The organism is Candidatus Rokuibacteriota bacterium, assembly GCA_016209385.1.
In the GTDB taxonomy this organism is placed as follows: Bacteria; Methylomirabilota; Methylomirabilia; order Rokubacteriales; family CSP1-6; genus JACQWB01.
The window spans coordinates 1-11971 of the sequence record JACQWB010000168.1; the positions used below are offsets into that span (position 1 = coordinate 1).

Consider the following 11971-nt stretch of genomic DNA (forward strand, 5'->3'; position numbering starts at 1 on the left):
GCCCCGGGGAACGGTGGTAGGGTCAATGCTCGACAGTAGTTCGAGCCGAGGGACGTCGGCCATGCCGTGTGGCAGGCCCGCCACGAGGCGAGGCCCGAGTAGATCTGCGTTCGAGCGCCGGCTTTGCCGGCGCAACCTCTCCTGGGGGAGGTTTCGGAGGGGGCCCGGGTACCCACGCCGAAGGCGTGGGTGTCCCCCTCCGATCTAGATAAGGAGCGATCCGATTGCCTCAGACGTTCGATTCCGTTGACCACCTCCTGGCTCTTGATCCGAGCGGCCGCGGGATCGGCGCGTTCTTCGTTCCCGGGGGCGCGCGGCGCGCCGCCGCATCGCTCGCGCGGGGCCGGCGTGTCCTCCTGGTCACGGGCTTTGCCGTCGGGCCCGGCCTCGCCGAGACCGACGGGCCACCGGGCACCACGGTGCTCGGGCGGGCCCTGCGGCTGCTAGGCAAACGCGTCACCTACCTGAGCGATGCGGCGACGCTCCCGCTCCTGGAGGCGACGCTCAAGGCGCTGGGCGAGCCTGTGGACGTCGTCGCCTTTCCGAAGGGCGAACCCCCCGACGCGGCAGCGCGGCGGCTGCTCCGCGAGCTGGCGCCGACCCACCTGGTGGCGGTGGAGCGACCGGGTCGGGCCAGCGACGGCGACTACCGGAGCGCGCGCGGCGAATCGGTCGCGGCGTGGAATCCGCCCGTCGACGCGCTCTTCGTCCTGCCCAGGCGCCGCATCACGACCGTCGGCATCGGCGACGGCGGCAACGAGGTCGGCATGGGAAATGTCCGGGCGCGTCTCGTGCGCCGGGGTCCCCTCTCCCGGCGCATCGCCTCCGTGGTGAGCGTGGATCATCTGGTCGTGGCGGGGACGTCCAACTGGGGCGCCTACGGCGTCACCGCTCACCTGGCTCTCCTGGCCCGACGCCCGCTCCTCCATACGCCCGAAGAGGAAGCGCGCCTGATCGCCGCGTGCGCGGAGGCCGGAGGCGTGGATGGCCTGACGCGACGGCGGGAGGCAACGGTGGATGGCCTCCCGGTGGAGGCCCATGCCGCCTTCGTGGAGCTGCTGCGAACTGTGATCGAGTCCGAAGCGTCGCGAGGAGGCAAGCGAACATGATGCCTCGTCCCGAACCCTCCAGGGTCCTCGAGACCTACCGCGCCCGGCACGCCCGCTCCCTCGCTCTCTGGGAGCGCTCGCGCCGGGCGATCCCCGGTGGCGTCACCCACGACAGCCGCCATCTCACGCCGTTCCCCATCTACGTCGAGCACGCCGCGGGCCCGCGCAAGTGGGACGTGGACGGCCACGAGTACGTGGACTACTGGATGGGGCACGGAGCCCTCCTCCTGGGTCACTGCCACCCGGCGGTCGTCGCGGCGCTCCAGGAGCAGGCGGCGCGCGGGACCCATCTGGGCGCCTGCCACGAGCTGGAGGTACGCTGGGCCGAGTGGGTCGCGCGGCTCGTGCCGTCGGCCGAGCTGGTGCGCTTCACGATGTCGGGAACCGAGGCCACCCACCTGGCGCTGCGTCTCGCGCGCGCCCACACCGGGCGGCCCAAGGTCGTCAAGTTCACCGGCCACTTCCACGGCTGGCACGACGGCGTCGCGGCCGGCGTCCATCCGCCCTACGAGGTGCCGTTCTCGGCGGGGATCCCCGAAGCCACCCTGGACCAGGTGCTCCTCTGCCCGCCCAACGACGTGAAGGCGGTCGAGGGGCTCCTCGAGCGCGGCGACGTGGCCGCGGTGATCCTGGAGCCCGGCGGCGGCCAGGCCGGGACGGTCCCATTCGTGTCGGGCTTCCTCCAGGAGCTGCGCGCCCTGACGAGCCGGCACAGCGTAGTCCTGATCTTCGACGAGGTGATCACCGGCTTCCGCTACGCGCCGGGGGGCGCCCAGGCCTACTTCGGCGTGACGCCTGACCTCACGACGCTCGCGAAGATCGTGGCCGGCGGCCTACCCGGCGGCGCGGTGGCGGGGAAGCGCGAGATCATGCAGCTCCTGGCCCACCGCGGCGATCCCGGCTGGGACCGTAGCGAGCGGGTGGCCCAGCAGGGAACCTTCAACGCCAACCCGCTCTCGGCCGTGGCCGGCATCACCACCCTCGAGGCCGTCTCCGACGGGAGCCTCCAGGCGCGCGCCAGCAAGCTCGGCGAGGAGCTCAGGTCGGCGCTTTCGGAGGCGATGAAGCGCGCCGGAGCGCCGGGGGCGGTCTTTGGCGAAGTGTCCATCTATCACGTCTCCTTCGACGGGCGCCCCGGGCTCGCCGGCTTCGACCAGCCGCGTCGGGCCGACCTCTACCGGGTGCTCCGCTGCGCGCTCCTGAACAACGGCGTCGACTGCTCGATGTTCCACGGCTGGGTCTCGGCGGTGCACACCGAGGAAGACCTGTCGCTCACCGTGCAGGGCTACGCGCGGGCGTTCGACGCGATGGTCGCCGACGGCTGGTTCAAGGGGATGTAAGGCAGTGGCGCTGAGCGCCGAGGAGAAGATCGCCCGGCTCCGCCAGCTCTACGAGCTCTCCAAGGACTCTGACGAGTTCCGGGGCGGCGTCTCTTTTCACGAGCAGCTCGAGGCGCTCGCGGTGGGCAACTGGGCCTTCCTGGCCTACGACGACCTCGACGACCTCGCGCTCTCCTTCCACGTCGACGCTCACCCGGTGGCCGTGGCCAAGCTGACCCGGTTCCTGGTGGAGCACGACATCTCCTTCGTCCTCTACGAGGCCTTCAAGATCAACGACACCGACGAGATCGTCTTCGAGTCCGATTTCCCGCCCGGAGCGCTGCCCGCGGAATGACCGCGCGGCTCGAGGGCCGGTCCTCGCCTGGACAAGGCCGGACCGGTCTGGTAACGTAAGCGAGCCTGGTGGGCAGGTAGCTCAGTCGGTAGAGCACAGGACTGAAAATCCTGGTGTCGCCAGTTCAATTCTGGCCCTGCCCACCAGTTGGCTTCTGAGCGACGTCGCGTGAGCCCCGAGCATCAGGAGATCACTGCTAGCGCCATGTCCGTCGAGTTTCTCGCCCGACGCCTGGCCGACCACGCCGAGGAGCACGCGGCCCAGATCACGAGTACCGCCAGGATGCTGTCCCAGGCGCGGTAGCCCTCAGGCGCGCGGCGCCGCGTCCGTCTGCACCTCCGGGCTGATCCACACCCTCGCCGGCGGTCCTTCTTCGAGCCTGATCCTGACCTGAAGCAGCCGCCCGACGACCTCGACCACGGTCCGGAGGTGCGGCGGCAGCGTCGGGCAGGAGAACGCCGACTCGCCGCGCGCGAGGGCCAGGAAGGCCACGAGCTGATCCGCCAGGTGGTCGTCCACCGGGGCGCCGGTCGCGATGTACGCGAGGAGCTGATCGACCGCCTCGTCAGCCACGCGCTCGGCGGGGACGCCCCGGCGTCCGAGGGCCGAGAACCCAGCGCGGCCTCGGCTGGTGAGAAAGAGCACGGTCCCGGGACCGCGGGCTGAGGTGTCCTCTTCGAGCGCGATGCTGGCGTTGAGCCCCGTAGCGGCGAGCCGCTCGAGGGCGCGGCGGCGCTGGCGCTCGGCGATCGAGCGCGGGAGGCGGGAGACCGCGGAGAGGCCGGAGATCTCAACGGGAGCCTCCGGGCGCCCGAAGACTACGCCCCGAAGACCGCGCGTCGGCTGAATCGTCGCCTCCACCACGCCGCCTCCGGCCGGATACCAGCCCCAGCGCCTGAGCACGAGGTGGGCTTCCACGCCGATCTCGGCGAGGGCGGGGAGGAAGACGTCGGTGAGGTAGTGGACGGGGGGACTCCACGGTACGTGAGTTCCGCCGAGGAGCGTGAGCCGGGATGGGGCCTGCGCCAACGCGAGAGGCAGGAGGAGCGCCTGAAACAGGAGCGAGACCGAGCCCGCGCTCTCCTTCACGGCGCCCACGTCGAAGCGGTAGGCGCCTCCGCGGAGCGCCTGCGGGACGAAGGTCAGCTCTGTCGAGTTGAGTGTGTCCCCCACCACCGTGGCATCGCTCAGCGCCGCGAGGGCGCGGACGACGGTGAGGTGCTGGGGCTGGAGCCCGGGCTTGGGTCGGCGCGCCCGGATGCGGGCCAGCTTCACGGGTCGGCCGAGGGCGACCGCCAGGGCAAGCGCGGTGCGGAGGATCTGGCCGCCGCCCTCGCCGGAGCTACCGTCGAGCGTGAGAAACTCGGTCATGCCACCATTGTAGGTCGCTCCCGCCAGAGAACGCGTGACGGTCTGCCACCCCCGGCGAATCCGAGGTTGTGGGAGCATGCCGCCGCCGGGTAAAGTCTGCCCGGAGAGGAGACGGATGCGCGCGGTGGTGCAACGGGTGAGCGAAGCCCGGGTCGTGGTGAGCGGGCGCATGGTGGCGGCGATCGGCCCGGGGCTCCTGGTGCTGGTCGGCGCTGGCGCGAGGGATACCGAGGCCGACGCCGACTACATCGCCCGGAAGGTGGCCGAGCTCCGGATCTTCGAGGACGATACTGCGAAGCTGAACCGCTCCGTGGAGGAGGTCGGCGGCGCGGTCCTGGTGGTGAGCCAGTTCACGCTCCACGGCGACTGCCGGAAGGGCCGGCGCCCGTCCTTCGATGGCGCGATGCCCCCGGACGCGGCGCGTGGCCTGGTCGAGCGCGTCTGTCAAGTCCTTGCCGAGCGGGGGCTGCGGGTCGAGACGGGAGAGTTCGGCGCGCGGATGGAGGTCTCGCTGGTCAACGAGGGTCCCGTGACGCTTCTCCTCGACAGCCGGAAAGTGTTCTAGCGGGAGGGGATCGCGAGTCGCTTGACAAACTCGGGCGCGAGAGTGTGAGATGAATGGCGCTCGGCCTGGATCGATGCGACGCCTCCTTCTGCTCGTGATGCTTCTGGCCAGCCCGGTCGCGTCCGCCCAGCCCGGGACGGACGCCGGGGCGGCGGCCGAGTCTGTGGTCAAGCAGCTCGAGGCCTTCCGCCGGGGGGACTTCGACGCGGCGTACACGTTCGCGGCGGCGGCGATCAAAGAGCGGTTCGACCGCCGCGAGTTCGAGCGCATGGTCACCGACGGCTATCCGGAGATCGCGCGCTCGACGCTCGCCTCCGTCGCGCGCGCCGAGCTGGCGTCCAACGGCAACGCCTACGTCCACGTCCGGGTCCAGGGGGCGAACGGCAACAGCGTCGAGGCCCTGTACGAGATGGTGTGGGAGGACGACGCCTGGAAGGTCAACGCGGTCGTCACGTGGAGCGGCCAGCCCCAGCGGATCATGTGACCCGGGGGAGCGCGACGTGGCCTCGTTCGGACTCACCCTAGCCAACCGCGGCGTCATCATCGGGATCGTCGGAGCCGGCGAGCTGATCGAGCTCGCCCAGGAGGCCGAGGCATCCCGCGCCTTCGACACCGTCTGGGTGGGGGACAGCCTCCTCGCCAAGCCGCGGCTCGAGTCGGTCACGCTGCTCGGGGCGCTGGCGGGCGCGACGCGTCGGGTCCGGCTGGGGGTCGCATGCCTGGCCACGTTCGTCCACCGCCACCCGGTCCTCTTCGCCCACCAGTGGGCCAGCCTCGATGTCGTCTCCAACGGCCGCACGCTGCTGGCCGTCTGCCTCGGCGGGCCCGACGAGCAGAGCCGGGCGCAGGCGCTCGAGCACGCGGTCATGGCGGTCCGGTCCAGCGAGCGGATCGCGCGGCTCGAGGAAGGGATCGCCATCCTCCGCAAGCTCTTTCACGGGAAGAACGTCTCCCACGCGGGGCGCTTCTACCAGTTCGATGGGGTGACCCTCGAGCCGCCGCCGGTCCAGAACCCCTGCCCGATCTGGATTGCGAGTAACCCCACGGGGCTCACGTGGAAAGGCGGGGCCAGCGCCCCCGAGGCCGTCGTCGAGCGAAACTTCAGGCGCGTCGCCCGCTATGCGGACGGCTGGATGACGAACAAGGTCACCCCGGCGCAGTTCCGCGCGCAGTGGGCGCGCATCACGGCCATGGCGCGTGAGGAGGGGCGCGACCCCGCCCGCCTCGGTAGCGCGCTCTACCACAACATCAATATCAACGACGACCGGCAGGCGGCGCTGGAGGAGAGCAAGACGTTCCTGGACCGGTACTATTCGGCCAACTTCAGCGCCGCGTTTGTCGAGGGCTGGACGGTTGCCGGCAGCGCCAGGCAGTGCGTCGAGCAGCTCCGCGCCTACTTCGACGCGGGGCTCGGGCACATCGCCCTTCGGATGACCTCGTGGGACCAGCGCGGGCAGCTCAAGCGGTTCCTGACCGAGGTCGCGCCCGCGTTCTAAATAGGCCGTCATGATTTGGAGTAATCACGAGTCCGCGCCAGCCGTGCGCCGGGGCGCCCTGCCTCGCTTCAGGCCTCCTCGCCTCGACGGCCCTGGCTCGCTCGGCCGCCTCCGCTGGCCCCCCCATCCCCCCGAGGCGGGGGGTAGTCTTCGCGGCCCAACGCCGTTGGGCCGCTCAGAGCGCTTCGGTGACCTGCGCTTCGCCGCCCGCTACGGCTCGTCGGATTCGCTCGGCAGGGCATCCCCTGCGCACGACCACTCCAAATCGTGGGGCGTTATTTAGGTCCATGCTGCTGGGGATCGACCACATCGTCGTCGTCGTGCCTGACCTCGAGGCGGCGGTCAGGAGCTACGCCTCGCTCGGGTTTACCGTGGTGCCGGGCGGCCGCCATCCCATCGGCACCCACAACGCGCTGATCGCGTTCGCCGACGGCTCCTACCTCGAGCTCATCGCCTTCTACGAGGCCAACGCCGAGCACCGCTGGTGGGCGCCGCTCCAGAAGGGCGGTGGCCTGGTCGACTTCTGCATGCGGACCGACGACCTCCGGGGCGATACGGCGGCGTTCCGCCAGGCCGGCGCGAACATCGAGGATCCGAAGCCGTTGACGCGCGTCCGCCCCGACGGCTACAAGCTGAGCTGGGTCCTGTCCATTCCCCACGGTCCGCACCGGGGAGTCGCGCCCTTTCTGATCGAGGACGAGACGCCGCGGGAGGAGCGCGTTCCCCGGGAAAGCGTGCACCCCAACCGCGTGACCGGGATCGGTACGGTGACGGTCGCCGTGGACAACGTGGCCACTGTCCGCGGGTGGTATGCCGCCATTCTTCGGGCCGACGGTCGCGAGGTCGAGCGCGCGGAGGTGGACGCGGCGGGCGAGCGCTTCGTGATCGGGCCGCACGTGTTCGATTTCGTCGCGCCGAGGGGACCCGGGAGCCCGGTCGCTCGGTGGATCAGCACGCGCGGGTCCTCCCCCTACGCGGCGACTCTCACGACGACCTCGGGGAAGAAGCGCTCGCTCGATGAGGCGAAGACGCTCGGGGCGCGGCTCTCGTTCGTCTGACCTCCCGATCCGCTGACGCGTTTCGGCAGTCTCGTGACATTTTGGCCCGCAGGAAGGACCCTTTCGCTCTGACCCCTGCCGTCGTCCTCACAACCAGGCCCTCGCTAGCGCTCGCTAAGTTCTTGATGTGACGGCTTGGCGCGTCGGGGCCACCGGCGCTTCGCGTGCGCGCCGCACCCTGGCACGTCGGTTGCGTTAAATGGATTCGTAAGAATCTAGCGCGGAGATCCTTTCCCGATAACGGCAAACCCGTCGTGAGGCGGGGGCGCAAAGCCGCGGGTCAGGCGATTGCCCTGACAGCCGGGCTGCCGAAGGAAGGGCGTCAGCCACACGCTCCTCGGGAATGAGGGATCCTCCGTGAAGGAGGTCTGCATGCCCCGAGAGAGTCCCGACGCTGTTTCACGAACTCGTCCACCTGCTCTCGAGTTCCACTGCCCACGCTCCAGCAGTCCGTGCTCGCCATCGCGCGTGCTGTCGCTTCCTCCCCCGAAACAGAAGGGGGAACACCATGGACGAGCCGAGACGGAAGGGCAGAGCAGGGGTTTTCCCTTCGCCGATTCAAGGATTTACCGGATAGCGCCTTGCAGGCCCTCGGCCTGAAGCTAACGAATGGGAAGTAGGCCGCGAGCAGAGGAGAAGCGGGAGGACCGACGATGACGCAGCGCGCGTCCACGTCGAACGTGCCCTGGCTGGAGATCGTGCTGCCCTTCTACGCTATCGCCATCGTGACGATCTACTACCGGCGGGAGAGCATCCACCTGGCGATCCCGGACGAGCGGCTCGAGACCGTCGTCCTCTGGGCGGGATGGCTGGTCGGGGCAGCGCTCGGGGGTGTGCTGGCCTTCTCCGCGCTCTTCGTCGCGCTCTACCTTCTCTACTCTCCTCTCTACCTCGCGAAGAAGCTCCGGTGGGCCCTCGACCCGGGGGTCTGGACCGATCCGACCGAGGTCCGGTTCTACCTCTGCTGCTTCGGGCTGCTCTGCAGTTTACTCATCCTGGCGATCTGGAGCGAGGAACTGGCCCTGGTAGTCTTCACGCTGCTGGCCGGGTGCGCCAAGCTCCTGGGCCGACTCCTCCTCTGACCGCCTGGGCACATGCAAAGAGGCATGACGAGATGACCAGACGACAGATGTATTTGCGTGCAGGCATGGTGGCCCTCGTCGTTGGGTTGGTGGTGGGCAGCATCGCCGAGGCGCGCTCGCTCCGGCAGCACGCCGAGATCGGCAGCATCCTGATCGAGGTCACGGCCGGCGACCCGTCCGGGCTTGTCGGGCTCGCGCTCCTGACCAACCCCGGACTCGAGAAGACCGCCACCTACCCGCTGCCGAAGCTCGCCGCCAGCGACACGCGCGTGACGGTTCCCCTCTTTGTGATGCAGGCGGAAGTCGAGGAGGACGACGACGATCGCGACCGCGGTAAGCGCGGCTCCCGGCGCGTCGTCAGGAAGGATCTGGACACGCTGCTGATCCTGACGAACGGCACCACGGGGACCGGCGAGAACATGACGCTGCGGGTGACGTTCCGACGGGCCGATGGAACCGTGGTCGGGACTCCGGTGACGGCCACCCTGGCGCCCGGCCAGACGGCCCTGATTTCCGCTGCCGACGAGCTCAACCGGTAGCTAGGAGGTCGGAGGGGGACACCCACGCCTTCGGCGTGGGTACCCGGGCCCCCTCCGAAGCCTCCCCCAGGAATGGTGGTTCGAGCCGAGGGGCTGCCGACGAGCCGCAGGCGTGGCAGTTCGAGCCGATGCGCTTCGGCGCCGGCAGCTTCATCGCCTGCGCCAGCGGCGAGGCGAGACCCGAGTAAGTAAGAGCCACGAGGCGAGGCCCGAGTTGATTGCGCGGGCGAAGCCCGCGCTCCAAGGGTATTACTCCGACACGTTCCTTGTGGACCGGCGGCCGTTCAACCCCGGTCCACCTCCACCCAGCGCCCGCAGGCTGCCGACTCCAGCACGGCGTCGAGCACCGAGCCCTTCACTCCCCTAGGCCGCGCCGGTCGCCCCGATACCAGCGCGACCTCTCGCGCTCCAGGCCTGGCCTGCTCCAGCATCTCCTCCCACCGCGAAGCGTGGCGCGCTATCGTTCAGCCTCCTCGTGGGCCGGACCCGCACCGGGTTTCGATTGAACGCGGTACGCCGCCGTTATAGCATGCTCGCGCGGCCCGGTGAGTATTCTGTCTGGCCACCGCTGACTTCCTCCGGGCCCGGGGGAGAGGACGATGCCATACGCGACCGCCGACGGGGTGAGGCTCTACTACGAGGAGACCGGGAGCGACCTGCCGGTCATCTTCGTCCACGAGTTCGCCGGGGACTACCGGAGCTGGGAGCCGCAGGTCCGGTTCTTCTCGCGCCGCTATCGCTGTATCACGTTCAACGCGCGCGGGTATCCGCCGTCGGATGTGCCCGAAGACCCGGCCGCTTACTCTCAGGCGATCGCAGCCGATGACATCGCTCACGTGCTCGGCCACCTGAAGATCGCGCAGGCCCACGTAGTCGGGCTGTCCATGGGAGGGTTCGCGACCCTCCACTTCGGCCTCCGGCACCCTGAGATGGCGCGCTCGCTCGTGGTCGCGGGGTGCGGCTACGGCTCGGTGGCCGAACAGCGGCAGCAGTTCCAGGCGGATGCCGAAGCGCTGGCGCAGCGGTTGGAAACGCTGGGGATGGCCGCGGTCGGGGAGACCTACGCGCTGGGCCCCTACCGGGTCCAGTTCCAGGCGAAGGACCCGCGGGGCTGGGCCGAGTTCGCGCGAATGCTGGCCGAGCACTCGGCCAAGGGCTCGGCGCTGACCATGCGGGGGGTGCAGAAGCTCCGGCCGTCGGTGTGGGAGCTCGAGGCTCAGCTCCGGAAGCTGACGATTCCGACCCTGATCGTGACCGGTGATGAGGACGAGCCGTGCCTCGAGCCGAACCTGTTCCTCAAGCGCGCGATCCCGACGGCCGGGCTCTGGGTCGTCCCAAAGACCGGGCACACGGCGAACCTGGAGGAGCCCGACCTCTTCAACCGGACGCTCCAGGACTTCCTCGACCTCGTCGAGGCGGGCCGCTGGCCGGCGCGCGACCCGCGCTCCCTCGCAAAGTCGGCGCTGCTCTGGGAGCCCCGCGCCCCCACGCCGTCCCCGCGCTGACGGCGAGGACCTCACCGGCCTTGACTTCGCCGGAGCGCGGGACTTACCCTCATGATGCTCCACGACCACAGAGCCGTTGCCAAGGGGGGGGCCCAATGATCCGCGTATCCGTTCTCTATCCGAGCAAGGAAGGCGCCCGGTTCGACCACGACTACTACGCGAAGAAGCACATGGCGATGGTGAAGTCGCGCCTCGCAAACCTGGGGCTCGTCCGCCTCGAGATCGACAAGGGGCTGGCAGGTGGGGCGCCGGGAGCGCCCGCGCCCTATGTCTGCATCGGCCACCTCTACTTCAACTCTATCGCCGACTTCCAGAAAGCCATCGGCGCCCACGGCGCGGAGTTCATGGCCGACGTGCCGAACTACACGGACATCCGGCCGCAGATCCAGGTTAGCGAGATCGTGGGGTAGGCGGATCACGGCGCGTCGTGCTACGAGGCGCGTCCCGCTCCTGCTCGCCTGCACCGTTCACCGTGACGGGTGACCGGATGGTAGGGAAACTGCCCCACTCGGCCGTCCCCGTCCAGGTCATGCTCCAGCGGATGAGATGACCTCGCATCGATGACCGGAACGGCCCTCGCGCTGGTGGTCGGCGCAGCGGTCCTGCACGCGGCGTGGAACGCGCTGGCCAAGCAGGGGCGCGACCCGCTGGCGTTTCTCTGGTCATCGATCACCCTGGCGGGACTCTGGCTGCTGCCGTTCGCGCTCTGGTGGCTCTGGGTGGACGGGCTCCCCGCGCAGGCGCTGCCGTTCGTCAGCACGACCATCGTCCTGCACGCCTTCTACTTCTACGCCCTCGGGCGGGCGTACCGGTCGGGGGAGTTCTCGCTCGTCTACCCGATCGCCCGGGGGCTCGGGGTGGCACTGGTGCCGGTGCTGGCGCTGTTCCTCTTCGACGAGCGCCCGTCGCCCCTCGGGGCGGCCGGCGTCGCGCTGGTCGTGCTCGGCATCGTCGGCCTCCACCTCGCGCCGGGCGCGCTGGGCACCGCGGTCCTCCACCCCGGAGTGGGCGCTGGCACGTGGTGGTTCGAGCGTGGCGGGTTCGGCCGTGCCGTGAGGCAGGCCACCCGCCGCGCGAGGCCCGAGTGGTGGGCGCTTGTCACCGGGCTCACCATCGCGGCCTACTCGCTGGTGGACAAGGCCGGCGTCGCGCGCCTGCATCCCGTCGTGTACATTGGGCTCCTGGGGTTCGGCTCTGTCCTGCTCCTGCTCCCGGCGGTCGTGGCGAAACGCGAGGCGCTGCGCCGCGAGTGGGCGACGAACTGGCGGGCCATCCTGGTCGCGTCCACGATGAACCTCACTTCCTACCTCCTCGTCCTCTTCGCGTTCAGGCTCTCGAAGGTCGGATACGTCGTGGCGGCGCGCGAGCTGTCGATCGTGTTGTCGGCGATCATCGGCGCCCGCTGGCTGGGCGAGGGTCGGCTCGGCCCACGCCTGGCGGGCGCGGCCGTCGTGCTGGCGGGAGTGGCCTGCGTGGCGGCGGCCCGGTGAGGAAAGTCGGAGGGGGCCTCGACGGCCCCCTCCGAGGCCTCCCCCAGGAATGGCAGTTCGAGCCGAGGGGCTCCCGACGAGC

At 70.0% G+C, this 11971-nt stretch carries 13 protein-coding genes, 1 tRNA gene and 1 riboswitch; of the genes, 13 read left to right on the forward strand and 1 reads right to left on the reverse strand.

Features of this window, described 5'->3' with window-relative positions:
* Window positions 1–224 precede the first annotated feature (224 nt).
* The 4 genes from HY726_11675 to HY726_11690 all read left to right on the forward strand — a co-directional run bounded on the left by HY726_11675 (window position 225) and on the right by HY726_11690 (window position 2929).
* Window positions 225–1109 (forward strand): DUF4392 domain-containing protein, encoded by an 885-nt coding sequence (locus HY726_11675; GenBank protein ID MBI4609654.1) that lies wholly within the window; start codon window positions 225–227, stop codon window positions 1107–1109.
* Window positions 1109–2449, forward strand: a complete 1341-nt coding sequence (locus HY726_11680) for an aminotransferase class III-fold pyridoxal phosphate-dependent enzyme (protein MBI4609655.1) — start codon at window positions 1109–1111, stop codon at window positions 2447–2449. Before HY726_11675 ends, HY726_11680 begins: the two co-directional genes overlap by 1 nt.
* 4 nt (window positions 2450–2453) lie before the next feature.
* Entirely contained in the window at window positions 2454–2783 is a 330-nt protein-coding gene (locus tag HY726_11685) for a hypothetical protein (protein MBI4609656.1), read from the forward strand.
* 70 nt (window positions 2784–2853) lie between these two features.
* Window positions 2854–2929, forward strand: a tRNA-Phe gene (locus tag HY726_11690).
* Window positions 2930–3089: 160 nt separating this feature from the next.
* Here the strand turns inward: HY726_11690 and rtcA are convergent.
* Window positions 3090–4154 (reverse strand): RNA 3'-phosphate cyclase, encoded by a 1065-nt coding sequence (rtcA, locus tag HY726_11695; protein ID MBI4609657.1) that lies wholly within the window; start codon window positions 4152–4154, stop codon window positions 3090–3092.
* Window positions 4155–4269: 115 nt separating this feature from the next.
* Here rtcA and HY726_11700 point away from each other — a divergent pair, with 115 nt between their 5' ends.
* From HY726_11700 to HY726_11740, 9 genes are all read left to right on the forward strand, one after another.
* The gene (locus HY726_11700) at window positions 4270–4719 is read left to right on the forward strand and encodes a D-tyrosyl-tRNA(Tyr) deacylase (protein ID MBI4609658.1); all 450 of its coding nucleotides are present in this window, start codon (window positions 4270–4272) and stop codon (window positions 4717–4719) included.
* 73 nt (window positions 4720–4792) lie between these two features.
* Entirely contained in the window at window positions 4793–5203 is a 411-nt protein-coding gene (locus HY726_11705) for a DUF4864 domain-containing protein (GenBank protein ID MBI4609659.1), read from the forward strand.
* Between the two features lie 16 nt (window positions 5204–5219).
* Complete coding sequence (locus tag HY726_11710) at window positions 5220–6215, forward strand: LLM class flavin-dependent oxidoreductase (GenBank protein MBI4609660.1); 996 nt, start codon at window positions 5220–5222, stop codon at window positions 6213–6215.
* Window positions 6216–6502: 287 nt separating this feature from the next.
* Window positions 6503–7273, forward strand: a complete 771-nt coding sequence (locus tag HY726_11715; GenBank protein MBI4609661.1) for a VOC family protein — start codon at window positions 6503–6505, stop codon at window positions 7271–7273.
* 232 nt (window positions 7274–7505) lie between these two features.
* Window positions 7506–7586, forward strand: a riboswitch (cyclic di-GMP riboswitch).
* A 340-nt stretch (window positions 7587–7926) separates the two neighbouring features.
* Window positions 7927–8355, forward strand: a complete 429-nt coding sequence (locus tag HY726_11720; protein ID MBI4609662.1) for a hypothetical protein — start codon at window positions 7927–7929, stop codon at window positions 8353–8355.
* A gap of 32 nt (window positions 8356–8387) precedes the next feature.
* Complete coding sequence (locus HY726_11725) at window positions 8388–8894, forward strand: hypothetical protein (protein ID MBI4609663.1); 507 nt, start codon at window positions 8388–8390, stop codon at window positions 8892–8894.
* Between the two features lie 599 nt (window positions 8895–9493).
* Window positions 9494–10399, forward strand: coding sequence for an alpha/beta hydrolase (locus tag HY726_11730; protein ID MBI4609664.1), 906 nt, complete (start codon window positions 9494–9496; stop codon window positions 10397–10399).
* Between the two features lie 95 nt (window positions 10400–10494).
* Window positions 10495–10809, forward strand: coding sequence for an EthD family reductase (locus HY726_11735; GenBank protein ID MBI4609665.1), 315 nt, complete (start codon window positions 10495–10497; stop codon window positions 10807–10809).
* Between the two features lie 150 nt (window positions 10810–10959).
* Window positions 10960–11889, forward strand: coding sequence for an EamA family transporter (locus HY726_11740; protein ID MBI4609666.1), 930 nt, complete (start codon window positions 10960–10962; stop codon window positions 11887–11889).
* The last annotated feature ends 82 nt before the right edge of the window (window positions 11890–11971 follow it).